Origin of the sequence: Pseudomonas glycinae (assembly GCF_001594225.2) — a bacterium.
Taxonomy (GTDB): Bacteria; Pseudomonadota; Gammaproteobacteria; order Pseudomonadales; family Pseudomonadaceae; genus Aquipseudomonas; species Aquipseudomonas glycinae.
In genome coordinates this window covers 3777507-3799915 of sequence record NZ_CP014205.2, presented here as the reverse complement: position 1 = coordinate 3799915, position 22409 = coordinate 3777507, and the positions used below count along the sequence as shown (strand labels likewise).

The following is a 22409-nucleotide window of genomic DNA, read 5'->3' as shown; positions in this document are numbered from 1 at the left end:
CTCCAGTCACGGGTATATACCCGCTTAGATTCGGAAAAAACCGGCCCTCAGGCCAGTTCATCCAATAGCCGCAGCAAGGTTTCACGCTTCTCGGCACCCAGTCGGTCGATCAACCGCTGTTGCGCCGCTTCCCAGGCTGGCAGTGCCGCTGCCAGGCGTTGCGCACCGGCTTCGGTGAGCCGGACGATGCGGTTGCGCATGTCTTCGCCTTCAGCCAGCGCCACCAGCCCCTCGCCTTCCAGTACCCGCAGATTGCGCCCGAGGGTGCTGCGATCCAGGCCCATCGCCTCGGCCAGTTCGGAAATGCTCGGTTGATCCAGCCGCTGCAGATTGCACAGCAAAGAATACTGGGCAACGTTGATCCCGAAGCCGTCGAGAGCGCCGTCGTAATGCCTGCTGACGCCACGTGCGGCGCGTCGCAGGTTGGTGCACAAACACTGAGATGGAAGCATGATGCGTGTATATACCCGCGACTGTGTTAAATCAAGTTACAGATCAAAGTTACTTATCAAAACAAGGCCAGCCCGACCAGCACTGACATCTCCAGCAATTCCAGCAACGCGCCGGCTGTATCACCGGTGGTTCCACCCAGTCGTCGCACCATCAAATGCCGCAGCCAGATGAACACGATGACCGCCAGCAGCAACGCCACGACAGCGTTGAACCCGGCGATCACCACACACGCCGTCGCACTCACCGCCAGCACCTGCCAACCTGTCTTGCGTGGCAGATGATCGGCCAGCGCCTGCCCCAACCCGCCGGCCCGCACATAGCTCGTGGTGAGAAACAGTCCGAGCAACGCCACACGCCCGATCAGCGGCACGATGATCAACGCTATCCCCTGCTGCTGCTCGATCAACGCCAGCAACGCGGCAAACTTGAGCAACAAGACGAGCACCAGCGTCACCACCGCGATCGGCCCGCTACGCGGATCCTTCATGATCGTCAGCGTGCGCTCGCGATCACCGAAACCGCCGAGCCATGCATCGGCGCTATCCGCCAAACCATCAAGGTGCAACGCCCCGCTGAGCAGCACCCACACCGTCAGTAACAACGCGGCATGCAACAGTAAAGGTGCGCCGGCCAGAGCAATGTTAAGCGCCCAGAGAATCACACCGAACAGCAAGCCCACCAGCGGATAAAACAGCAGCGAGCGGCCGAGCTGTTCAGGTGCCGGCATGCCCGGCAGACGAATCGGCAGACTGCTGAGAAATTGCAGGGCGATCCACAGAGGCAGCATGTCAGAGCACTTCCCTGAGTGAACCGTCGGCTTCGACGATCAGCGAAAACAGCGCGCCGTGACCCACTTCGACATTCAGCAACTGCTCACGAGGCAAACCACGGGCCCGCGCCAGCAACAGACGCATCACGCCGCCATGACTGATCAGCAACACCCGCTCCCCCGCGTGCGCCGCATGCAGTCGCATCACCGCCGCCAGCACCCGTGCCGAAAAATCGCTGACCGGCTCCCCCTGCGGCGGAGTAAAGCCATAGGGATCCGCCCAGAACAGCCCCAGCGCTTCAGCATCAGTCTGCATCAGCGCCGCCGCGCTCTGCCCTTCCCAGGCACCGAAATGCAGCTCCTGAAGATTCTTGTCCAGAGATACCGACAGATCCCGCTGCGCGCTCAACTCTTCAGCAAACCGCGCGCAACGCTGCAATGGCGAACTGACCAGCCGATCCCACGGCCCCTGCCCGCTCACCGCCTCGCGCATCTGCGCCCAGCCTTTTTCGGTCAACGCATCGTCGAGGCTGCCGCGCAGGCCGCCGCCGAGTTCGGTTTCACCGTGGCGCAACAGATCCAGACGCAAGGTCATGCCGGGCGGTCCGCCACCGCAGCTTCGGCGAAGGTCGCCATCTGACCGTGCAGGTCGCAGGCCAGACGCAGCAACGGCACCGCCAGCGCCGCACCACTGCCCTCGCCCAGACGCAGACCCAGTTCCAAAAGCGGTTCAGCGCCAAGGGTTTCCAGCACATGACGATGACCCGGCTCGGCACCGCGATGCCCGAACAGCAGCCACTCACGGCAGGCCGGATTCAGACGCACTGCCACCAGCGCGGCGACCGTACAGATGAACCCGTCCACCAGCACCGCCACACCTTCCTGAGCACAGGCCAGATACGCGCCGACCAATGCAGCAATCTCGAAGCCGCCGAGATTGAACAGAGTCTGCAGTGCATCACCGCGCTGTGCCGCATGCAGCGCCAGCGCGCGCTCGATCACCTGCGCCTTGTGGCTGACGCCTTCGGCATTCAACCCCGTGCCGGGGCCGGTCAGGTGTGCCACCGGGCAGTCGAGCAAAGCACAGGCCAGCGCACTGGCGGCGGTGGTGTTGCCGATGCCCATTTCGCCGCCGATGAACAATTGCGCGCCTGCCGCTTTCGCCCGCAGCACACTGTCGCGACCGCCCTGCAAGGCGAGTTCGCCCTGGGCCCGAGTCATCGCCGCGCCCTTGGCGAAATTCGCCGTGCCCAAGCCGATGTTCAAATGGCGCACACCCGGCAGGTCCAGCGACGGAGTCACGGTGCCCAGATCCACCACTTCCAGCTGCGCGCCAAGTTGTCGCGCCAGCACGCTGATCGCCGCGCCGCCGCTGACGAAATTCAGCAGCATCTGCCCGGTGACCTCCTGCGGAAACGCGGAAACCCCTTCGGCGACAACGCCATGGTCGCCGGCAAAAATCGCGATCCAGACCTGATCCAGTGTCGGTTTGACCTGGCCCTGCAATCCGGCCAGTTGCACCGCCACCGATTCGAGCCGGCCAAGAGAGCCGGCGGGTTTGGTCAATTGCTGCTGACGCGCCGCGGCGTTTTCAACGGCGTCCGTATCCACCGGTTTGCACGGGTTCAGCCACCAGGCTTGGGTCATAACGCAGGTCCTTTCAAAGTCAGGGGCAAGCCGGCGACCGTCAGGACGACTCGCTGACAACGCTCGGCCAGAGCTTGATGCAGCCAACCGGCTTCATCGACGTAGCGGCGAGTCAATTCGCCCAGCGGCACGACACCCATTCCGGTCTCGTTGCTGACAAAAATGATTTCACCCGGCAGCGACGCCAGGCACTCGAGCAGGGCTTCGCGTTCGGCGGCGAGGCGTTCGGCGTCGTCGAGCATCAGCAGATTGGTCAGCCACAGCGTCAGGCAATCCACCAGCAGGCAGCGCTCGGGGCCGGCGTTTTCGCGCAGCACACGGGCCAGTTCCAACGGTTCTTCGATCAACGCCCATTCGACGGGACGACGCGCACGATGATGGGCGACGCGCTCATTCATCTCGCCATCCAGCGGCTGACTGGTGGCGATGTACGTCACGGCCAGCGCACTGTCGGTGGCGAGTTTTTCAGCCAGACGACTTTTGCCGGAGCGGGCGCCGCCGAGGATCAACTGGAGCATGGAGGCATCCTGAAAAAAATTCGTTGAGACAACTGGCCTCTTCGCGGGCAAGCCCGCTCCCACAATGGATTTAGGCCAAACATGGCATTTGAGTACACCTCAGCAACCTGTGGGAGCGGGCTTGCCCGCGAAGAGGCCATCACATCCAGCCTGGATGCCACAGAGCTCACACAACAGATCGGTATCGAGGTGCTTCTCCACCAGATCCGCCAGCCGCTCGATATCGCGTTCGCGCAGGCCGTGGTAATCCACCTCCTGCACATCGTTCAAACCGGCCCAGCGCAACAGCGCGGCACTGGCCGCCGGCGATTCGAACAGGCCATGCAGGTAGGTGCCGAAAATCTGCCCGTCGAGACTTTGCGCGCCGTCGCAACGGCCGTCGTCCAGATGCACGGCAGCATTTTCCAGCGCCGCTCCCGTGGTCACGCCGGCATGAATTTCGTAGCCGCTGACCTCAGCATCTTCCAGCGCCAGACGCCCGCGCACATTGCGCAATTGCTTTTCGGCTTCGAGCTGCGTTTCAAACGCCAACAAACCCAGACCGGCGCTGGAACCCGGCGCGCCTTCAAGACCCAGCGGATCGTGCACCTGCTCGCCGAGCATTTGCAGACCGCCGCAGATCCCCAGCAATTTGCCGCCGTAACGCAGGTGACGGCGGATAGCCGATTCCCAGCCATTGGCGCGCAGGTACGCCAGGTCACTGCGCACGCTTTTCGAGCCTGGGAGAATGATCAGATCGGCCGGCGGAATCGCCTGCCCCGGCCCGATGAATTGCAGATCCACCTGCGGATGCAGGCGCAGTGGATCGAAATCGGTGTGGTTGCTGATGCGCGGCAGCACCGGCACCACCACTTTCAGGACTTGCTCAGCCTTGTCGGTCTGGCGCTGATCGATGCCGTCCTCGGCCTCCAGATGCAGGTCCATCACGTACGGCAGCACGCCCACCACCGGTTTGCCGGTGCGCTGTTCCAGCCAGTCGAGGCCCGGTTGCAGCAAGGCGATGTCGCCACGAAAGCGGTTGATGATGAAGCCTTTGACCCGCGCCTGTTCGCTCGGCGACAGCAATTCCAGCGTGCCCACCAGATGGGCAAACACCCCGCCACGGTTGATGTCGGCGATCAGCAGCACCGGACAATCCACCGCTTCGGCGAAGCCCATGTTGGCGATGTCGCCGGCGCGCAGATTGATCTCGGCCGGCGAACCCGCGCCTTCGACCATCACCAGCGGATAGGCGGCACTCAAACGTTCGTGGGAAGCGAGCACGGCCTGCATGGCGATGGCTTTGTAGTCGTGATAGGCGACGGCGTTCATGCTGGTGACCGCGCGCCCGTGGATGATCACCTGGGCGCCAGTGTCGCTGTTGGGCTTGAGCAGCACTGGGTTCATGTCGGTGTGCGGTTCGAGGAACGCCGCTTGGGCCTGCACCGCTTGCGCGCGGCCGATTTCGCCGCCGTCGGCCGTCACCGCGCTGTTGAGCGCCATGTTCTGCGGTTTGAATGGCACCACCGCAACGCCCTGACGGGTGGCCCAACGGCAGAGCGCCGTCACCAGCGTGCTTTTGCCGGCGTCGGAGGTGGTGCCCTGCACCATTAATGTGGTCATGCTGGTTTTTCCATGGAGCAATGCTGGGCGAATGCTTGCAGGGCTTGCTCAAGGCGCGCCTCGTCGGCGGCATCGGCGGGCAGCCCGAATCGCAGGCTGCTGTTGTGCGCGAACAGACGCAGAAGAATGCCGCGTCGGGCCATGAATTCGTGCAGCGCGGCGGCTTGTTCGGTGATCAGCCACTGAAACAGCGCGCAGCCGCCCTGCGGTTTGAAGCCATGGCGCTCAAGCAGCGCAGCCAGCCGTTCGCTGGCCTCGTCGCTGCGAATCCGCTGACGCGTGTGGCCTTCGGTGTCGCGCAAACAGGCCTGACCCAGCACGCGGGTCGGTCCGCTGACCGCCCAAGGGCCGACCTGTTCGGCCAGCAACCTGAGCAACTTGCGCTCGGCCAGCACGAACCCCAGCCGCACACCGGCCAGACCGAAAAACTTGCCGAACGAGCGCAGTACGATCAAACCCACTTGATGCGCATGCGGGGCCAGGCTCAACTGCGGCGTGTTGTCCATGAACGCTTCGTCGACCACCAGCCAGCCGCCGCGCTGGGCCAGCCGTGCGTGCCAGTCGAGCAGGCGCGCCGGGGTCAGGTTCAGGCCTGTTGGATTGTTCGGATTGACCACCACCAGCACGTCGAGGCTGTCGAGAAAGAAGTCGACTTCCTGCTCCAGCACTTCACGCACGACATAACCACTGCGCCGCCAGGCTTCGGCATGCTCGGCGTAACACGGCGACAGCACGCCGACCTTGCCGGCCCGGCGCAATCGCGGCAGCAACTGGATGGCCATCTGCGAACCGGCCACCGGCAGCACCTGGCTGGCACCGTAGTAATCGCAGGCCGCCTGCTCCAGGCCGTCATCGTTTTCCGGCAAACGCGCCCACGCCCGCAGCGGGATCTCCGGGACCGGAAACGGCCACGGCGCCAGGCCCGTAGACAGGTCGAGCCAGTCTTCTTCCGCGATGCCGTATTCGAGCGCCGCCCTGCGCAACCGGCCACCGTGTTCAAGCATAGAATTCAGCCCCCACGCAGAGAATCAGCAGCCATAACCATACCCCGCGCTGGACCAATTGCCAGCCGCGATCAATGGAATCGGCATCCGCCGGCGCGCCCTCGCCCAGTTGCGGACGCTCGTGCAGCTCGCCGTGGTAAATCGCCGGGCCGCCCAGCTCGACGCCCAAGGCACCCGCGCCGGCGGCCATCACCGGGCCGGCGTTCGGGCTGTCCCATTTCGGCGCCTGGGTGCGCCAGCATTTCAACGCCAGTCGGGTTTTGCCGAGCAAGGCGTAGGTCAACGCCACCAGCCGCGCAGGAATGTAGTTGAGGACGTCGTCGATTTTTGCCGCTGCCCAGCCAAAACGCTCGAAGCGCTCGTTGCGATAGCCCCACATCGCGTCGAGCGTGTTGCTCAGGCGATAGAGCACCACGCCCGGCGCACCGGCCACGGCAAACCAGAACAGCGCGGCGAACACCGCATCGCTGCCGTTTTCCAGCACCGACTCGGTGGCGGCGCGGGCGACGGCGGTGCTGTCCAGCTCATCGGTCTGACGGCTGACCAGATAACCCACACGCTTGCGCGCCTCTTCCAGATCATCGGCGCGCAAGGCCTTGGCCACCGGCTCGACGTGCTCACCCAGGCTGCGCATGCCGAGGGCGCAATACAGCGCAAGAATCTCGACGACCCAGCCCACGTAAGGCGCCCAGGAAAACGCCGTGGCCAGCAGGGTCAGCGGCAGCACCGCGATCACCCACGCGGTGACACCATGGCTGCGCCAGCCACGACCAGCGCTATTGAAACGTTGCTCGATACGCCCGGCGAAATTGCCGAACGCCACCAGCGGATGCCAGCGTTTCGGTTCACCCAGCAGCGCATCCAGCGCAACCGCGGCGACACTCAACAACGCCACACTCATTGACTCACTCCCCAAAAATTTTCATACAGCAGCTCATTCAGCGGACGCGCCTGCGCCCACCCTTCGAGTACCAGCATCGGCGCCGGATAGAATGCCTTGACCGGCCCCAGGCAAAGCACCGCCAGCGGCTTGGCCCCGGCCGGCAGTTTAAGCAGATCGGCCAGCGCCTGCGGATCGAACAGCGATACCCAGCCCATGCCCAGGCCTTCGGCACGCGCGGCGAGCCACAGGTTCTGGATCGCGCAGGACAATGAGGCCATGTCCATTTCCGGCAGCGTGCGACGGCCGAAAATATGCCGCTCGCGATCGTCCATCAACGCCGCGACCAACACTTCGGCGCAGTCGTTGATGCCTTCGACCTTGAGCTTCATGAACTCGTCGCTGCGCTCGCCGAGGGCTTCGGCAGTGCGCACGCGTTCTTCTTCAACCAGGTTCTGGATCTGGCCACGCAACGCGCGGTCGCTGATACGGATGAAGCGCCACGGCTGCATCAGGCCGACACTCGGTGCCTGATGCGCGGCCTCAAGCAAGCGGCGCAGCAGTTCAGGCTCGACCTTGCCACCGCTGAAGTGGCGCATGTCGCGGCGTTCGGCGATGGCGCGGTAGACCGCTTCGCGCTCGGCGTCAGTGAAGGCGTTGTCGGTCATGGCCCCATCGCTGGCAAGCCAGCTCCCGCAAGGGATTGCGTTTCTTCAGACATCACACCGCCCACTGTGGGAGCTGGCTTGCCAGCGATGGGAGCCTTATGGTCCGGCGCAAATAACGTTGCGATAGCTGCAGGATTCGACGGGAAATAGAAATGCACGTACGAGGCCGTCATCCGCCCTTGCCGGTACACCGCTTCTGCGCCGCGCCCACCGTTGGGGCTGTGGCCACGGGCAATCGGCGTCAGTTCGGTGGTGGTCAGGGAATGGTGATAGGTGTGGCCGCGCAACAGGCCTTCCGGCAGGTCGACCTCTTGCAGCGCCAGCGCGGCGAGGCGCTTTTGCATCACGGCGTCGCCACTCAACAGGCCGACAAGCTCAGCGCGGGTGCCTTCGACATCAGTCAACGAGTCGAGCAGGTAGAGCATGCCGCCACATTCGGCAAGCAGCGGTTTGCCGGCCGCATGATGCGCGCGGATCGCTTTGAGCATGTCGGCGTTCTGCGACAAGGCAACGTGGTGCAATTCCGGATAACCGCCCGGCAGATACAAGCTGTCAGCTACTGGCAATTGCGTATCGCGGATCGGCGAGAAGAAACTCAACTCGGCGCCCATCGCCCGCAACAGATCAAGACTGGCGCCGTAGGTAAAGGCGAAAGCTTCGTCGCGGGCGACGGCAATTCGCACGCCTTCGAGCAGCTTTTCGGTCTTGACGATTTCAGGCGCGGCGAACTCTACGGCCGGTGGCAGCGCTACCTCGCAAGTGCCGGCCAGCGCTTCGGCGGCGGCGTCGAGGCGCACATCGAGGTCATTCAGTTCGCTGGCCTGCACCAGACCGAGATGGCGGCTCGGCAGTTCGATCCCGGTTTCCCGGGACAACGCGCCGTACCAGCGCAGGCCTTCAGTGAGGCTACCTTCCAGCAACTGCGCATGACGCACGGTGCCGACACGGTTGGCCAGCACGCCGGCGAACGGCAGATCCGGCTGATAACGCGCCAGGCCCAGGGCCAGTGCACCGAAGGTCTGGGCCATCGCGGTGCCGTCGATCACGCCGAGCACCGGCACACCGAAATGCCGCGCCAGATCGGCGCTCGACGGCGTACCGTCAAACAAACCCATCACGCCTTCGATCAGGATCAGATCGGCTTCGGCGGCGGCTTCCCACAACAGGCGACGACTTTCCTGCTCGCCGACCATCCACATGTCCAGTTGATAGACCGGCGCACCGCTGGCGCGCTCGAGGATCATCGGGTCGAGAAAGTCCGGGCCGCACTTGAATACGCGGACCTTGCGCCCCTGATTGCGATGCAGACGGGCCAGCGCAGCGGTGACGGTGGTCTTGCCCTGACCGGAAGCCGGCGCGGCGATCAGTACCGCCGGGCAGTGACGTGGTTGATTCAAAGTTCGACGCCTTTCTGCGCTTTGATGCCAGCCTGGAAGGCGTGCTTGATCATGCCCATTTCGGTGACGGTGTCGCCCATCTCAAGCATTTCCGGCTTGGCAGCGCGGCCGGTGACGATCACGTGCTGCATCGGCGGACGGGCCTGCAGATCGCTGAGTACCTGATCCAGATCGAGGTAACCATGCTTGAGGGCGATGTTCAGTTCATCGAGCACCACCAGACCGATCGACGGATCGCGCAGCAGCTCGCGGGAGACTTCCCAGGCCGCTTCGGCGGCGGCGATGTCGCGCTGGCGGTCCTGGGTTTCCCAGGTGAAGCCCTCGCCCATCACATGAAAACGTACCTGCTCGGGGAAGCGACGGAAGAACAGCTCTTCACCGGTGCTGTTGCGCCCCTTGATGAACTGCACCACGCCGCACTGCATGCCGTGGCCCATGGCGCGGGCGAGCATGCCGAACGCCGAGCTGCTTTTGCCTTTGCCATTGCCGGTCAGCACCAGCACCAAGCCGCACTCGTCTGGCGAATTGGCGATGCGCTCGTCGATCACGGCTTTTTTGCGCTGCATGCGCGCCAGGTGGCGCTCGTCGCGCTCGGGGGAATCAGTCATGGGGGAGCTCTCCGTTGAGGCTGGATAACGGCGGGCAGGCACAAGAATAGACGGCAACAAGCCTGGCATCGCCCACCGTGATGCCGCTGGATGGATCAGGCCGGTCTCCGGGCTCATGAGCGGCTGGTGCCTGGCTGCGCGCCTTCCCGCTGTTAAGCAGTGGCATCAGGCGCAGCTTTTACTCATTTACCGTTGCGGGGGCAGCGCCGGGATCGTGAGGGTTCTTCGCTCGAAGACCCGCCTCACCGGCTTCCCTGTTTCACTCTGTCGACATGCGCCACAGAGCACCTGAAACAAGCCGAGAAGGTTAGAGGGTTGGGGGTGGAGCGTCAATTGAAGAGGGGCTTGTGCGGTGAATAACTGCCGTCGATCAATTAACTGACGCCAATCTTGTGCCACACTGCCATGAGTGATATCAAAGAGCCATGCTTTTTGACTGCAGAGAGCACATCACAATAATAAGGGAGAGCACCATGCAAGGCATGATCATCAGCAATCCGCGGCTGGAATTCCTGCGCCCGGTGCTGGAACGCTGGTTTGACTGTATCGACCGCTACAACGCCGTGCGCGGCGACAATGACACACCTTATTGGCACGACGAAAAAGCCAACCTCGGCCTGCTGTCGGCCGCTGCATGGATGGCCGAACTGGTCACCCTGCGCGACACTGCCACCCGCAAACAGAATGAAGAAGGCGAGCGCAACGCCCGCGCCGATTTGTTTATTGCTGGCGCCGAGGATCGTGCCTACATTCAGGCGACTCAACGCTGGCCGCGCGTCACCAGCCTGAATCTGACCCAGGCCCTGGCGGATATCACCAGCGACGCCAAGCGCATCAGCTACGCCAGCGACCTGAAACTCGGCTGCCTGTTCGTCGCCCCGCAAAAAGCCCAGCACAGCGCCAGCCCGGAAGAGTTGCAGGACATGGTCGACGACCTGCAAAAGGAACACACCTGCGCCGTCGCTTGGTACTTCCCCTACGCCTACCGCAAATTGCGCAGCGAAGCCGGCAACTATCATCCCGGCATTGCCGTGCTGTTCAAGGAAGCCCGCGGCTGAGGGTTGAACCATCGGGCTTGTGCGCTTCTCTATGATTAGGAATGCATTCATAGGGAAGATCAGCAATGCGCAAGCCCCAGTTCGTTTTCGTCATCATGATCGCCGGAGGGCTCGCCGCCTGTGGTGAATCCTCCAGCCTGCAAGTCTCCGACGGCACCGGTCCGTCACCCAAACTGCCCGAACCGAACAAGACCCTGATCCCGACGGTGAACATCGCCCCGGCCATTGGCTGGCCGGCCGGCGCGAAGCCGACGGCAGCGGCAGGCACTCAGGTGGCGGCTTTCGCCGAAAATCTCGATCATCCGCGCTGGCTTTACGTACTGCCAAACGGCGATGTACTCGTGGCAGAAACCAACGCCCCGCCAAAACCGGACGACAGCAAGGGCATTCGTGGCTGGGTGATGAAAAAAGTCATGGGGCGTGCCGGTGCCGGCGTGCCCAGTCCGAACCGCATCACCCTGCTACGCGATGCCGATCATGACGGCATGGCCGAAACCCGCACGGTGTTCCTGCAGAACCTCAACTCGCCGTTCGGCATGACCCTGGTCGGCAATGATCTGTACGTGGCCGATACCGATCGCCTGCTGCGCTTTAACTACGAGCCCGGCGCGACCGAAATCAAGAGCCAGCCGATCAAGGTCGTGGATCTGCCGGGCGGCACGCTCAATCATCACTGGACCAAGAACGTCATCGCCAGCAAAGACGGCAGTAAGCTGTACGTCACCGTTGGCTCGAACAGCAACGTCGGCGAAAACGGTCTCGATCAGGAAGAAGGCCGCGCGGCGATCTGGGAGGTGGACCGCGCCACCGGCAATCACCGGATCTTCGCCTCGGGCATCCGCAACCCCAATGGCTTGGCCTGGGAGCCGCAAACCGGCGCACTGTGGACCGCCGTGAACGAGCGCGACGAAATAGGCAGCGATCTGGTGCCGGACTACATCACTTCGGTCAAGGACGGTGCCTTCTATGGCTGGCCGTTCAGCTACTACGGCCAACACATCGATGTGCGCGTGGAACCACAGCGCCCGGACATGGTGGCCAAGGCCATCGCTCCGGACTACGCCGTCGGCCCGCACACCGCATCACTGGGCCTGACCTTCGCCGAGGGCAACCGCCTGCCGGCACAGTTCAAGGAAGGCGCATTCATCGGCCAGCACGGCTCGTGGAACCGCAAACCGCATAGCGGTTACAAGGTGATCTTTGTGCCGTTTGCCGCCGGCAAGCCGAGCGGAACGCCAGTGGACGTGCTGACCGGTTTCCTCGACAAGGACGAGAACGCTTTGGGTCGCCCGGTCGGCGTGGTGATCGACCAGCAAGGTGGATTGCTGGTAGCCGATGATGTGGGGAACAAGGTGTGGCGGGTGTCAGCGACCCGCTAGCGTGTTGCAGGCATAAAAAAACCCGTGGGAGCCATTCAGCTCCCACGGGTTTTTATGTATCTGGACTACGGGTTATGCGCCAGATGCTCTGGCTGCAGAACGCGCTTGGCGCTCAGATAGGCTTTCTGCCAATAGGCTTTCGACAGGCTGTCCAGCTTCACCGTGCCGCCAGTGGCCGGCGCGTGAACGAAGCGCCCTTCCCCGACATAGATCCCCGCATGGCTGACCTGAGAGCCGCCGTTGGTGGCGAAGAAGATCAGGTCGCCGGTTTGCAAGCCTTCCTTGCCGACGTTCGGCGCCTGCATGACGATCATCTCGCGGGTCGAGCGCGGCAGGCTGATCCCTGCGGCATCGCGGTAGACAAAGCCGATCAGACCGCTGCAATCGAAGCCCGAATCCGGCGTATTACCGCCCCAACGATAAGGCGTGCCCACCAGCCCGAGCGCGCGAAACAGCACGTCTTCGGCAGCGGGCGAAAAGGCTTGGGAGGATCCGAACACGATCGGAGCGCGAACCACCGGCGCGGGCGGCGGAGTGCGGCTGGCGCAGGCGCTGAGCAGCGCTGCGAAGAACATCAGGGCAAAGCGGGCCGACATCGTCATTTGCAGAACATCCTGATCTGGCTGAGGCTTTGACTGCCTATTCGACAGAAAACAAAACCGCCTGCGTTGGGACGCAGGCGGTTTGCCATCAATATAGATCAGGATTCTAGCGGCTACGCGGCAAACTTCAAGTAAGACTTTAACTTCACCTTGTAAAGTTTAGGTCTATTGCCTCAGAAGGGCCGCTTTGTCGCCACGAGCGTAGCGACAATCGAGTGATTACTTGCGAGCGGTAACCACGGTTGGAGCGTTCGCCAAAGCGCGTTTGGCTTCGATGAAAGTCTTGCTCCAGTAGCTGTCGCCCAGGCTGTCGATGCGAACACCGCCGCTGCGGCGAGAGCTGGAATGGATGAACTGGTTGTCGCCCAGGTAGATCCCGGCGTGGCTTACACGACCGCGACGACCGTTGGTAGCGAAGAACAGCAGGTCGCCCGGCTCGAGATTGCTGCGCGAAACCAGCGGCGCATCAACGTTGATCATTTCGCGGGTGGAGCGCGGCAGGTTCATGCCGGCTTCTTCGCGGAACAGGTAGCCGATGAAACCGCTGCAATCGAAACCGGCTTCAGAGGTACCGCCGAAACGGTAACGGGTACCGATCAGGGACATGCCGCGTTCGAGGATGCTGTCAGCCAGAACCGGAAGCTGGTAAGGCTTCTTGCCGTTGAAGTCGGCGAGTTCTTTTTCGGTGTCCAGCTCTTCCTGATAAATAACGGAAGACTGGGCGGTGGCAGAATTTTTAGCCTGTTGTTGCTGCTCTTGATTAACAGGTGAATGAGCAGCGCAACCGAACAACAGGGTGACGAGTGCGAGAGGCACGAGGGGTGCGAAGCGCTTTAGCATGGGCACGACCGTGGCTGATAGTTGTAAAGAAGCCGAGACTATGCCCGCTATCAGCCTCATTTGCAAATTCAATCGATCTTTTTGTGACTTCCCGGTTTCTCGTTAACATCTAAGCGCTTAAGCCTATTTGAATCGAGACGCGGCCTGTGCAACCCACAGGAAAGCGTGTTTTCTGGCGCCTGAAATATGCCAAAACCGGCTGAAAGCCCCGATTTTACCAGCCCAGGGTTTCTTTCAGGAAGGGAATGGTCAGCTTGCGCTGAGCCTGCAAAGAGGCCTGATCGAGCTGCTCCAGCAGATCGAAAAGCGCGCTCATGCTGCGGGTACCGCGAGTCAAAATAAAATGCCCGACTTCGTCGGTCAGATGCAGACCACGACGGGATGCGCGCAATTGCAAGGCACGCAATTTGTCTTCGTCGGAGAGAGGACGCATCTGGAAGATCAGCGCCAGGGTCAGGCGCGATTTCAGGTCGGCGAGTTTGATCGGCAGCTCACGCGGTGAAGTGGATGCCGCGATCAGCAGACGTCGACCGCTGTCACGCAGACGGTTGAACAGATGAAACATCGCCTCTTCCCAGTCCGCCTTGCCGGCAATCACCTGCAAGTCGTCCAGACAGACCAGTTCGTACTGTTCGAGGTTGTCGAGAATTTCGATGCCGCGATCCATCAACTCGGCCAGCGGCAGGTACACCGCCGGTTCACCCATCTGTTCGAAGCGCAGGCACGCGGCCTGCAACAGATGCGTACGCCCTACCCCGTGCTTGCCCCACAGATAGATCAGGCTTTCGGTCCAGCCGGCGTCGGCTTCGCATAGACGCTCGACATAGCCGAGTGCAGCGGCATTGGCGCCTGGGTAGTAGTTGATGAAGGTGGCGTCGTCACGCAGACGCACACCTAGGGGCAGCTGAATCGGTTTCATGCTGACTGAACAGTTCCCAAGGAACCGTTAGTGGCCTCTGTGTAAAGTGAGCGAAGTTTATACCCGTGAAGCGGAGCGCACAATGCGACAGACCCCAAGCAAAATCAAAGGTTTGCGTTAACGTGCTGGTTTTATGACAGTTTCTTTGGCGCCATGGCCTGCAGGAGACGGGCCAACCCGGTGATCCACCGGACGGCCCGCGCTTCACGATTACAACTCCGGCTCATCCACCCCGCTATAAATCTCGGAATCCTTGTACAGATCGTGGACATGCCGCACCAGCACCATGATCACCGCCGCCACCGGCAATGCCAGTAGCACACCGGTAAAACCGAACAGCTCGCCACCGGCCAGAATCGCGAAGATCACCGCCACCGGATGCAGACCGATCCGGTCCCCCACCAGCAAAGGCGTCAGCACCATACCTTCCAGCGCCTGACCGACCATGAACACCGCGACGATTCCGATCATCGGATACAGATCGCCACCGAACTGGAATAACCCGGCAATCAGCGCGGCACCAATACCGATCACGAACCCCATGTACGGAACGATCGCCGCCAGCCCTGCAATCAGACCGATCAACAGGCCCAGCTCCAGGCCGACAATCATCAGACCGGCCGCATAGATCACGCCCAGCGCCAGCATTACCAGCAATTGCCCGCGCACGAACGCGCCCAGCACTTCATGGCATTCACCCGCCAGCGCCACCACCCGCTCTTCGCGATCACGGGGCAACAGGCCGCGGATCTTGGCCATCATCACGTCCCAGTCGCGCAGCAGGTAAAAGCTCACCACCGGGATCAGCACCAGATTCGCCAACCAGCCGATCAGCGCCAGGCTCGAGGCCGTCGCCTGACTCAGCACCACACCGACGATGTCGGTGGTCTGGCCCATGTGCTCGCTGATGGCGGCCTTGACCTTGTCGAACTTCCAGAAACCGTCCGACAGACCCAGCTTCGATTGCGCCCATGGCACAGCGGTGTGTTGCAACCAGTCGAGCATTTGCGGCGCCAGTTCATAGAGCCGCAGCAATTGCTTGGCGAGCATCGGCACCAGCACCAGCAACAGCGCAGTGACGATCAGGGTGAACAAGGCGAACACCGCAATCACACCCCAGGTACGAGACAAACCCAGACGCTCCAGACGATCAACGAGCGGATCGAACAGGTACGCGAGCAGCAGCGCCACCAGAAACGGCGTGAGGATCGGATGCAGCAACCAGACAAACGCGCAAAGCAGGAGCACCCCACCGAGCCAGAACCAACGCCGCGTATCGGCCATGTAACACTCCATTGCTTATATATAAGAAAGAAAACCTACCAACGGAACCGCAAGGACGGCGCCACCGGTGTCGGCGTCGGCGCAACGACTGCCGGTGCCCCGGCGACCGTAGGTTGCGGCGCCTCGGCCGGCAGCTCCTGCAGCTTCGCCAGCGATAATTGCGCCCGCAACTGATCGGCACTGCCGTTGACCCGATACAGAATGCGATCGGCATCGACACTCTGCAGACGCACGCCAAACGGTTCGAGTAACCGCAGCAGCGCCGCGTAGTGCTCCAGATTCATGCCCTGGACTTCCAGGGTCTGCTGGCCGGACGCGCCCGGCTTGGCAACAAAGCGAGGTGCCAGACGCTCAGCGACCGCCAGCATCACCGCATCGGTCACGGCAGCCTGATCCGCGCCCTGCACGTTGCCCGCCTCTTTTTTATCGCCCAGCCACAGTTGCCATTTAGCCTGCCATTGTCCGCCTTCTTCGCGGGCATGCACGGCGAGCAAGGCATCGGCGTTGTAGCGTTCAGAGGCATCGCGCAATGGCGCCGGGTCGGCGCCTTCAAGCGCCGGTGCCGTTGCGACCAATTGCTCGCTCAAGTCCGCCAACGGCAGGCGCAACGGCAAGCCACGGTGCTGGGCCGCACGGCGCAACGGCGCGGCACTGGCCTGACCGTCGCCCACCAGGCTCGAACCTTCGCTCGAATCGTTCAGCCACCAGCTCAGGATCGAGGGCCGATTGGCGCCCCACAGTGCCAGCCCGGCGCGGCGCAACGCCTGTTCGGTGGTTCCCGGGTCGAAATCGACTTTCAGCACTTCCGGCGGCCCGGCATCGAAACCGAACTGACTGATAATCTGCTGCGGATCCTTGCGAACCGGCGCCAGCCCCGGGTTCTGCGGGGCTTTCGGGTCGCCGGTCAGGCGCAACACCAGCGTATCCAGTGCGGCCTGGGTCGCGCGATCACGCTCCTCTGGCGACTGGCCAGTGACCGGTTCGCGCACCTGATAGAGACCTTTGAGATTTTCGGCCTGACTCGCCAGGCTGATCAGAGACAAACCACCCACTAACAGCAATTTACACAAACCCATGGAGAATTCCCGTCGACAAGAGCGGCTGGAACAGGCCGCGTGTACCGTTCTGCAAGCCTGTGACCACAGGCCGTCGCAAAACATTCACACGCGGTCGGTAAGTTTTTGCACAGTCCTAACGATAGACGGTTCCTTATACAGGCACCCGCGATGTCGCCCACAGCGTCAATTGCAAAATTTTTCCACCGATATGCCCCTGCCCGTCGGCGTGAGGATGGCCGCTGCCCCTCAAGCCTGATAAAATCGCGCGCCTTCGCAGACCGGCAACAGCCGGGCACCCCGAACTTCGCGTGAGGCAATCGCCCCTGTCGGATTCGGCGTTCCCGCTGAACTCGGTCGTTACCCCTGAATCCCCTCCCCTAAAGGCCTGGATCATGAGCAAGCAACCCTCCCTGAGCTACAAGGACGCCGGTGTAGACATCGACGCCGGTGAAGCATTGGTCGAACGCATCAAGAGCGTCGCCAAGCGCACTGCGCGCCCGGAAGTCATGGGCGGCCTGGGCGGTTTCGGCGCCCTCTGCGAGATCCCGGCCGGTTACAAACAGCCGGTACTGGTTTCCGGTACTGACGGCGTCGGCACCAAACTGCGCCTGGCGCTGAACCTGAACAAGCACGACAGCATCGGCCAGGACCTGGTCGCCATGTGCGTCAACGATCTGGTGGTGTGCGGCGCCGAGCCGCTGTTTTTCCTCGACTACTACGCCACCGGCAAGCTGAACGTCGACGTAGCTGCCACCGTGGTTACCGGTATCGGTGCAGGCTGCGAACTGGCTGGCTGCTCGCTGGTCGGCGGCGAAACCGCTGAAATGCCTGGCATGTACGAAGGCGAAGACTACGACCTGGCCGGTTTCTGCGTCGGCGTCGTGGAAAAAGCCGAAATCATCGACGGCTCGAAAGTCGCCACTGGTGACGCCCTGATCGCCCTGCCATCGTCCGGTCCGCACTCCAACGGCTACTCGCTGATCCGCAAGATCATCGAAGTGTCCGGTGCCGACATCGAAACCGTTCAGCTCGACGGCAAGCCGCTGACCGAACTGCTGATGGCCCCGACCCGCATCTACGTGAAGCCGCTGCTCAAGCTGATCAAGGACACCGGCGCGGTCAAGGCCATGGCCCACATCACCGGTGGCGGCTTGCTCGACAACATCCCGCGCGTTCTGCCAAAAGGCGCTCAGGCCGTGGTTGACGTGGCCAGCTGGAACCGTCCGGCCGTCTTCGACTGGCTGCAAGAGAAAGGCAACGTCGACGAAACCGAAATGCACCGCGTGCTGAACTGCGGCGTGGGCATGGTGATCTGCGTGGCTCAGGAGCACGTTGAAGTTGCCCTGAACACCCTGCGTGACGCCGGCGAGCAGCCTTGGGTCATCGGTCAGATCGCTGTCGCTGCCGAAGGCGCGGCCCAGGTCGAACTGAAGAACCTCAAGGCTCACTGATGTCCCAGACCTGTGATGTCGTGGTGCTGTTGTCCGGCACCGGCAGTAACTTGCAGGCCCTGATCGACAGCACGCGGACCGGCGACAGCCCGGTCCGCATCGCTGCGGTGATTTCCAACCGCGCCGACGCCTACGGCCTGCAACGCGCCAGTGACGCGGGTATCGCCACCCGATCGCTGGATCACAAGGGATTCGAGGGCCGCGAGGCCTTCGATACCGCTCTGATCGAACTGATTGACGAATTCAACCCCAAACTCGTGGTACTGGCCGGCTTCATGCGCATTCTCAGCGCTGACTTCGTCCGTCACTACCAGGGTCGCCTGCTCAACATCCACCCGTCGCTGCTCCCCAAATACAAAGGGTTACACACTCATCAGCGCGCGCTGGAGGCCGGCGACGCCGAACACGGCTGTTCCGTGCACTTCGTCACCGAGGAACTCGATGGCGGACCACTGGTCGTACAGGCAGTAATACCGGTAGAGTTGCACGATTCGCCGCAAAGTCTGGCGCAGCGGGTTCACGCTCAGGAACACCTGATCTACCCGATGGCCGTACGCTGGTTCGCCGAAGGACGGCTGAGCCTCGGCGAGCAAGGTGCTTTACTGGATGGCCAGCCATTGCCGGCCAGCGGTCACTTGATTCGAAACTAGGAGATATTATGCGTCGCGCCCTGCTCTTCGCTTGCGCTCTGCTCGCCCTGCCTTTTGCCCAGGCGGCAGACCTTCAACCGTTCTCCGCCAGCTACACCGCCGACTGGAAACAGCTGCCCATGAGCGGCACCGCCGAGCGCAGCCTGACCAAACAGGCCAACGGCGTCTGGAAGCTCAGCTTCAAGGCCTCGATGATGATTGCCAGCCTGTCCGAGGAAAGCACCCTGACCCTGGACAAGGACACCCTGCTGCCACAGTCCTACCACTTTGAACGCGGTGGTCTGGGCAAGGCGAAAAAGGCTGACCTGGACTTCGACTGGGCCAACAAGCTGGTGACCGGCACCGACCGCGGCGACGCGGTGAAAATCCCGCTCAACCGCGGTATGGTCGACAAATCCACCTATCAACTGGCGCTGCAGCATGACGTGGCCGCCGGCAAGAAAAGCATGAGCTATCAGGTGGTCGATGATGGCGAAGTCGATACCTACGACTTCCGCGTGCTGGGTTCGGAGAAAGTCGAAACCAAGGCTGGCCAGATCGATGCGATCAAGGTCGAGCGCGTTCGCGATCCGACACAAAGCAAGCGCATCACCGTCCTGTGGTTCGCCAAGGACTGGGATTACCTGCTGGTTCGCCTGCAACAGGTCGAAACCGACGGCAAGGAGTACAACATCATGCTCCTCGACGGCACGGTCAACGGCAAGACGGTCAAAGGCAGCTGATTCAACGAAAAGCCCCGCAAATGCGGGGCTTTTTTTCGCCTGTCGAACGCTGATCAGACCGAGAACTTGGCGACCATGCTGTTCAGGTCCACCGCCAGCCGCGACAACTCCTGACTCGCGGCGCTGGTCTGATTGGCCCCTGCAGACGTCTGCATCGCCAGGTCACGGATATTCATCAGATTGCGGTCAACCTCCCGCGCCACGGCCGCCTGCTCCTCCGACGCACTGGCGATCACCAGATTGCGCTCGTTGATCAAGGTGAATGCCGAAGCGATTTCCTCCAGCGCAACGCCGGCGGCCTTCGCCAGCTCCAGCGTCGAGCGCGCCCGAACGTTGCTCTGCTGCATCGAGCTGACCGCCGAATCGGTGCCCTGCTGGATGCCGCCGATCATCTGCTCGATTTCCTGGGTCGACTGCTGAGTGCGATGGGCCAGCGCCCGCACTTCGTCCGCCACCACCGCAAAACCCCGTCCGGCATCCCCCGCCCGCGCGGCCTCGATCGCCGCGTTCAACGCCAGCAAATTAGTCTGCTCGGCAATCGAGCGGATCACATCCAGCACCTTGCTGATGCTGTAGACCTTCTGCGCCAGATCTTCCACCTGCGTGGCATTCGCCGTGACATCGTCCGCCAGCAGCTCGATGGACGACACGGTTTGCTGGACCTGCTCGCGACCATGCTGGGCAATTCGATCTGATTCACGAGAGGCCTCGGAAGTCGCGACGGCATTGCTCGCCACCTCTTCCACGGCAGCGGTCATCTGATTGACCGCCGTGGCCGCCTGTTCAATTTCCAGACTCTGCTGGTGCAGCCCCCGCGTGGCGTCTTCGGTAACACAGCTCAATTCTTCCGAAGCCGAGGCCAGTTGACTGGAGGACTCCGAGATCTGGCGGATAGTGTCGCGCAGGTTGTGCTGCATGCTCTTGAGCGCATGCAGCAGCCGCGCCGGTTCGTCCTTGCCGGAAATGCTGATATCCCCGGTCAGGTCGCCACCGGCCACCACTTCCGCAACACTGAGTGATTGCGACAGCGGCAGCACGATGCTGCGGGTCAGCAACAACGCCAGGGCGATGGTAATCAGCGCGGTGATGCCGATCATCACCCCGACCCACACCCGCGAGTTAGTGAACACCAAACGTGCGGCCTCAGTGGCCAGATTGGCGTTGTGCTTGTTCAACTCGACCAGTTCACGCAGGGTCACTGCAATTTCATCCGCCAGCGGGCTCATCTGCCCATTGAGAATGGCGGCCGCCTCTTCCACTCGTCCCTGAGCAGACAAGGTCATCACCTGCGCTTGAAACTCCAGATACTTGTGTTCGGCGACCTTGAAGCGGTCGAACAGCGCGCGCTCTTCAGGCAATGCGATCAGGCTGTCGTAACGTTGCTGGGCTTCACTCAGCACACCGCGCAAATCATTGAGCTTGGCCACGTTCTGATCCAGCGCCTGCGGATCGCGATTGAGCAACAGGCGCATGGTCAACGCGCGCAGGCGCAGCATGTCCTGGCTCATCTCGCCCACCGCCATCACGCTGGGCAACCAGTTGTTGTCGACCTCGTCGGATTGCGCGCGCATGTTCGACATCTGCAGCAGGGCAAACGCCCCAAGGGCAAACACCATCAGCGCCAGCACGCCAAAACCCAGCCCGGCCCGGGGCGCAATATTGAGACTACGGATACTCATTGCTCTGGTTCCTTCCAAAAGCGCTGCATCAACCCTGCAGCTGGTTGCTCTAGAAGGTATCGGCCCTTTTAAAAAATGCGTAAGACCAAAACGCGATATCAAAAGGCCTTGATCCTACGAACCGTCGGCATTAACGATTCAGCGCAGGTTGACCGGACTTGAGCGCTGTTCGCGGCAAGATCGCCAGGAAGTTGTCCCGTGCGACTTTTTTCGCGACTGCCTCAGGCAAGGCGTCGAGAAACGGCTTGAAGCTATGAATTTCCTTACCGAGTTTGTTGAATCGCCCGACCACGTCCGAACCAATCATGAAGCGATCCGGATAGCGCTCCACCAGTTGCACCCACTCCGCTCGCGGCTGTTCCTTTTCATCCAGCAGATAAGGCGTCAGCAGGCTCCACGACAGATCAATGAACAGGTTCGGGTATGTCTCCAGCATTCGCGTCAGGGTCGGCAGCAGAAAATCCAGCTTTGTCTGATGACGATGGATCTCGGCACTGGTGCCGGCATGGGCCCAAATGAACCGGGTGTGCGGATGATTACGCAGCGGCTCTTCGATTTCCTTCAGGTACAGCGGATTCTTCTCACGCTTAGAGGTGATGTTGGAATGCAGCATCACCGGCAGATCGTTTTCGGCGGCCAGGTGATAGATGCGGGTCATGGCTTCATTATTGGCGCGTGGCGTGTCGCCGGAGGTGAGTGCCGTGAGATCGTCATGACGGGTGAAGACCTCGCCGATACCCTGCCACAAGCCGGGATACAGATCGAGCATGCGCTGGATGTGCGCGGCGGAGTTCTTGTCGTTGGGGTTGAAGCCTGAAAGAAACGGGTGAAAGGACTGGCGCTGCTCCGGCGTGAGCTTCTGCACCGCGTCGGCGACGATCACGTCCGTCGCGCTGTACCAATAGGCATCGGCATCATCGCCAGCGTAATAACGCGGGCGCTTCGGCTCGTCTTCGTGCCATTTCTTCGCCACGGGAATGCCGGAAATCATCACATGCTCAATGGAGTTTTCCTTCATGGCCGTGAGCAATTTCGGCATGCCGGCAGTTTCCTGGAAAAAATCCACGTAATGCAGGTGCGCGTCACTGTAGGTGTATTCCCGGGCGCTGGCGGCGCCGGTGAAAACCATCAGGACGGCAAGACTCAAACGAAACACGGACACAAGCATTCTCCGGCAGACAGGCATAGCCTAGACCCTCGCCGGGCAACGAGGGTTCACCC

Annotated in this window: 23 protein-coding genes and 1 riboswitch; of the genes, 5 read left to right on the top strand and 18 right to left on the bottom strand. The window is 61.9% G+C overall.

What is annotated here, in order from left to right:
* Window positions 1-47: 47 nt before the first annotated feature.
* The 11 genes from AWU82_RS17330 to cobO all read right to left on the bottom strand — a co-directional run bounded on the left by AWU82_RS17330 (window position 48) and on the right by cobO (window position 9546).
* Window positions 48-452 carry a MarR family winged helix-turn-helix transcriptional regulator gene (locus tag AWU82_RS17330; RefSeq protein ID WP_064378679.1) on the bottom strand — a complete coding sequence of 135 codons (405 nt, stop codon included), beginning with the start codon at window positions 450-452 and terminating at the stop codon, window positions 48-50.
* Window positions 453-508: 56 nt separating this feature from the next.
* Entirely contained in the window at window positions 509-1240 is a 732-nt protein-coding gene (locus AWU82_RS17325) for an adenosylcobinamide-GDP ribazoletransferase (RefSeq protein ID WP_064378678.1), read from the bottom strand.
* 1 nt (window position 1241) lies between these two features.
* Window positions 1242-1817, bottom strand: coding sequence for an alpha-ribazole phosphatase family protein (gene cobC, locus AWU82_RS17320; protein WP_064378677.1), 576 nt, complete (start codon window positions 1815-1817; stop codon window positions 1242-1244).
* Window positions 1814-2869, bottom strand: a complete 1056-nt coding sequence (cobT, locus tag AWU82_RS17315; protein ID WP_064378676.1) for a nicotinate-nucleotide--dimethylbenzimidazole phosphoribosyltransferase — start codon at window positions 2867-2869, stop codon at window positions 1814-1816. Before cobT ends, cobC begins: the two co-directional genes overlap by 4 nt.
* Window positions 2866-3387, bottom strand: a complete 522-nt coding sequence (cobU, locus tag AWU82_RS17310; protein WP_064378675.1) for a bifunctional adenosylcobinamide kinase/adenosylcobinamide-phosphate guanylyltransferase — start codon at window positions 3385-3387, stop codon at window positions 2866-2868. The genes cobT and cobU overlap by 4 nt, the downstream gene beginning before the upstream one ends.
* Before the next feature lie 99 nt (window positions 3388-3486).
* On the bottom strand, window positions 3487-4989 hold the full coding sequence (locus AWU82_RS17305) for a cobyric acid synthase (RefSeq protein ID WP_064378674.1): 1503 nt from the start codon (window positions 4987-4989) through the stop codon (window positions 3487-3489).
* Window positions 4986-5993 carry a threonine-phosphate decarboxylase CobD gene (cobD, locus tag AWU82_RS17300; RefSeq protein ID WP_064378673.1) on the bottom strand — a complete coding sequence of 336 codons (1008 nt, stop codon included), beginning with the start codon at window positions 5991-5993 and terminating at the stop codon, window positions 4986-4988. Before cobD ends, AWU82_RS17305 begins: the two co-directional genes overlap by 4 nt.
* Window positions 5986-6894 (bottom strand): adenosylcobinamide-phosphate synthase CbiB, encoded by a 909-nt coding sequence (gene cbiB / locus AWU82_RS17295; RefSeq protein ID WP_064378672.1) that lies wholly within the window; start codon window positions 6892-6894, stop codon window positions 5986-5988. The genes cobD and cbiB overlap by 8 nt, the downstream gene beginning before the upstream one ends.
* Window positions 6891-7541, bottom strand: coding sequence for a 5,6-dimethylbenzimidazole synthase (gene bluB, locus AWU82_RS17290; RefSeq protein ID WP_064378671.1), 651 nt, complete (start codon window positions 7539-7541; stop codon window positions 6891-6893). The genes cbiB and bluB overlap by 4 nt, the downstream gene beginning before the upstream one ends.
* Complete coding sequence (locus AWU82_RS17285) at window positions 7538-8938, bottom strand: cobyrinic acid a,c-diamide synthase CobB (protein ID WP_064378670.1); 1401 nt, start codon at window positions 8936-8938, stop codon at window positions 7538-7540. Before AWU82_RS17285 ends, bluB begins: the two co-directional genes overlap by 4 nt.
* Window positions 8935-9546 carry a cob(I)yrinic acid a,c-diamide adenosyltransferase gene (gene cobO, locus AWU82_RS17280; RefSeq protein ID WP_064378669.1) on the bottom strand — a complete coding sequence of 204 codons (612 nt, stop codon included), beginning with the start codon at window positions 9544-9546 and terminating at the stop codon, window positions 8935-8937. The genes AWU82_RS17285 and cobO overlap by 4 nt, the downstream gene beginning before the upstream one ends.
* Window positions 9547-9627: 81 nt before the next feature.
* Window positions 9628-9853: riboswitch (cobalamin riboswitch) on the bottom strand.
* Between the two features lie 166 nt (window positions 9854-10019).
* Here cobO and AWU82_RS17275 point away from each other — a divergent pair.
* Entirely contained in the window at window positions 10020-10604 is a 585-nt protein-coding gene (locus AWU82_RS17275; protein WP_064378668.1) for a hypothetical protein, read from the top strand.
* 65 nt (window positions 10605-10669) lie between these two features.
* On the top strand, window positions 10670-11983 hold the full coding sequence (locus AWU82_RS17270) for a PQQ-dependent sugar dehydrogenase (RefSeq protein WP_064378667.1): 1314 nt from the start codon (window positions 10670-10672) through the stop codon (window positions 11981-11983).
* Window positions 11984-12048: 65 nt separating this feature from the next.
* Here the strand turns inward: AWU82_RS17270 and AWU82_RS17265 are convergent, their stop codons facing one another.
* The 5 genes from AWU82_RS17265 to AWU82_RS17245 form a co-directional block, all read right to left on the bottom strand.
* The gene (locus tag AWU82_RS17265; RefSeq protein ID WP_011333136.1) at window positions 12049-12585 is read right to left on the bottom strand and encodes a C40 family peptidase; all 537 of its coding nucleotides are present in this window, start codon (window positions 12583-12585) and stop codon (window positions 12049-12051) included.
* Between the two features lie 219 nt (window positions 12586-12804).
* Window positions 12805-13425, bottom strand: coding sequence for a C40 family peptidase (locus AWU82_RS17260; RefSeq protein WP_007950397.1), 621 nt, complete (start codon window positions 13423-13425; stop codon window positions 12805-12807).
* A 214-nt stretch (window positions 13426-13639) separates the two neighbouring features.
* Window positions 13640-14344: a DnaA regulatory inactivator Hda gene (hda, locus tag AWU82_RS17255; RefSeq protein ID WP_007950396.1), complete on the bottom strand. Its 705-nt coding sequence runs from the start codon at window positions 14342-14344 to the stop codon at window positions 13640-13642.
* Between the two features lie 210 nt (window positions 14345-14554).
* Window positions 14555-15628, bottom strand: a complete 1074-nt coding sequence (locus AWU82_RS17250) for an AI-2E family transporter (RefSeq protein WP_064378666.1) — start codon at window positions 15626-15628, stop codon at window positions 14555-14557.
* Between the two features lie 35 nt (window positions 15629-15663).
* Entirely contained in the window at window positions 15664-16704 is a 1041-nt protein-coding gene (locus AWU82_RS17245; protein WP_064378665.1) for a DUF2066 domain-containing protein, read from the bottom strand.
* Between the two features lie 374 nt (window positions 16705-17078).
* Between AWU82_RS17245 and purM the strand changes: the two genes are divergently transcribed.
* From purM to AWU82_RS17230, 3 genes are read left to right on the top strand one after another with little or no spacing between them, the layout of a single operon-like run.
* The gene (purM, locus tag AWU82_RS17240; protein WP_007950393.1) at window positions 17079-18137 is read left to right on the top strand and encodes a phosphoribosylformylglycinamidine cyclo-ligase; all 1059 of its coding nucleotides are present in this window, start codon (window positions 17079-17081) and stop codon (window positions 18135-18137) included.
* Window positions 18137-18787: a phosphoribosylglycinamide formyltransferase gene (gene purN, locus AWU82_RS17235; protein WP_064378664.1), complete on the top strand. Its 651-nt coding sequence runs from the start codon at window positions 18137-18139 to the stop codon at window positions 18785-18787. Before purM ends, purN begins: the two co-directional genes overlap by 1 nt.
* Window positions 18788-18795: 8 nt before the next feature.
* Complete coding sequence (locus AWU82_RS17230; RefSeq protein WP_007950391.1) at window positions 18796-19509, top strand: DUF3108 domain-containing protein; 714 nt, start codon at window positions 18796-18798, stop codon at window positions 19507-19509.
* 53 nt (window positions 19510-19562) lie between these two features.
* Here the strand turns inward: AWU82_RS17230 and AWU82_RS17225 are convergent, their stop codons facing one another.
* The gene (locus AWU82_RS17225) at window positions 19563-21188 is read right to left on the bottom strand and encodes a methyl-accepting chemotaxis protein (protein ID WP_064378663.1); all 1626 of its coding nucleotides are present in this window, start codon (window positions 21186-21188) and stop codon (window positions 19563-19565) included.
* A gap of 130 nt (window positions 21189-21318) precedes the next feature.
* Window positions 21319-22356: an amidohydrolase family protein gene (locus tag AWU82_RS17220; RefSeq protein WP_371915548.1), complete on the bottom strand. Its 1038-nt coding sequence runs from the start codon at window positions 22354-22356 to the stop codon at window positions 21319-21321.
* Between the last annotated feature and the right edge of the window lie 53 nt (window positions 22357-22409).

Excerpts from the sequence above, each read along its gene's own strand:
- purN (WP_064378664.1), top strand. The coding sequence starts at position 18,137 with ATGTCCCAGACCTGTGATGTCGTGGTGCTGTTGTCCGGCACCGGCAGT.
- AWU82_RS17330 (WP_064378679.1), bottom strand. The coding sequence starts at position 452 with ATGCTTCCATCTCAGTGTTTGTGCACCAACCTGCGACGCGCCGCACGT.
- AWU82_RS17270 (WP_064378667.1), top strand. The coding sequence starts at position 10,670 with ATGCGCAAGCCCCAGTTCGTTTTCGTCATCATGATCGCCGGAGGGCTC.
- cobO (WP_064378669.1), bottom strand. The coding sequence starts at position 9,546 with ATGACTGATTCCCCCGAGCGCGACGAGCGCCACCTGGCGCGCATGCAG.
- AWU82_RS17220 (WP_371915548.1), bottom strand. The coding sequence starts at position 22,356 with ATGCTTGTGTCCGTGTTTCGTTTGAGTCTTGCCGTCCTGATGGTTTTC.
- hda (WP_007950396.1), bottom strand. The coding sequence starts at position 14,344 with ATGAAACCGATTCAGCTGCCCCTAGGTGTGCGTCTGCGTGACGACGCC.
- cobC (WP_064378677.1), bottom strand. The coding sequence starts at position 1,817 with ATGACCTTGCGTCTGGATCTGTTGCGCCACGGTGAAACCGAACTCGGC.
- cbiB (WP_064378672.1), bottom strand. The coding sequence starts at position 6,894 with ATGAGTGTGGCGTTGTTGAGTGTCGCCGCGGTTGCGCTGGATGCGCTG.
- AWU82_RS17230 (WP_007950391.1), top strand. The coding sequence starts at position 18,796 with ATGCGTCGCGCCCTGCTCTTCGCTTGCGCTCTGCTCGCCCTGCCTTTT.
- AWU82_RS17260 (WP_007950397.1), bottom strand. The coding sequence starts at position 13,425 with ATGCTAAAGCGCTTCGCACCCCTCGTGCCTCTCGCACTCGTCACCCTG.
- AWU82_RS17265 (WP_011333136.1), bottom strand. The coding sequence starts at position 12,585 with ATGACGATGTCGGCCCGCTTTGCCCTGATGTTCTTCGCAGCGCTGCTC.
- cobU (WP_064378675.1), bottom strand. The coding sequence starts at position 3,387 with ATGCTCCAGTTGATCCTCGGCGGCGCCCGCTCCGGCAAAAGTCGTCTG.
- AWU82_RS17275 (WP_064378668.1), top strand. The coding sequence starts at position 10,020 with ATGCAAGGCATGATCATCAGCAATCCGCGGCTGGAATTCCTGCGCCCG.
- AWU82_RS17245 (WP_064378665.1), bottom strand. The coding sequence starts at position 16,704 with ATGGGTTTGTGTAAATTGCTGTTAGTGGGTGGTTTGTCTCTGATCAGC.
- cobT (WP_064378676.1), bottom strand. The coding sequence starts at position 2,869 with ATGACCCAAGCCTGGTGGCTGAACCCGTGCAAACCGGTGGATACGGAC.
- cobD (WP_064378673.1), bottom strand. The coding sequence starts at position 5,993 with ATGCTTGAACACGGTGGCCGGTTGCGCAGGGCGGCGCTCGAATACGGC.
- AWU82_RS17305 (WP_064378674.1), bottom strand. The coding sequence starts at position 4,989 with ATGACCACATTAATGGTGCAGGGCACCACCTCCGACGCCGGCAAAAGC.
- AWU82_RS17325 (WP_064378678.1), bottom strand. The coding sequence starts at position 1,240 with ATGCTGCCTCTGTGGATCGCCCTGCAATTTCTCAGCAGTCTGCCGATT.
- bluB (WP_064378671.1), bottom strand. The coding sequence starts at position 7,541 with ATGACCGACAACGCCTTCACTGACGCCGAGCGCGAAGCGGTCTACCGC.
- AWU82_RS17225 (WP_064378663.1), bottom strand. The coding sequence starts at position 21,188 with ATGAGTATCCGTAGTCTCAATATTGCGCCCCGGGCCGGGCTGGGTTTT.
- AWU82_RS17250 (WP_064378666.1), bottom strand. The coding sequence starts at position 15,628 with ATGGCCGATACGCGGCGTTGGTTCTGGCTCGGTGGGGTGCTCCTGCTT.
- purM (WP_007950393.1), top strand. The coding sequence starts at position 17,079 with ATGAGCAAGCAACCCTCCCTGAGCTACAAGGACGCCGGTGTAGACATC.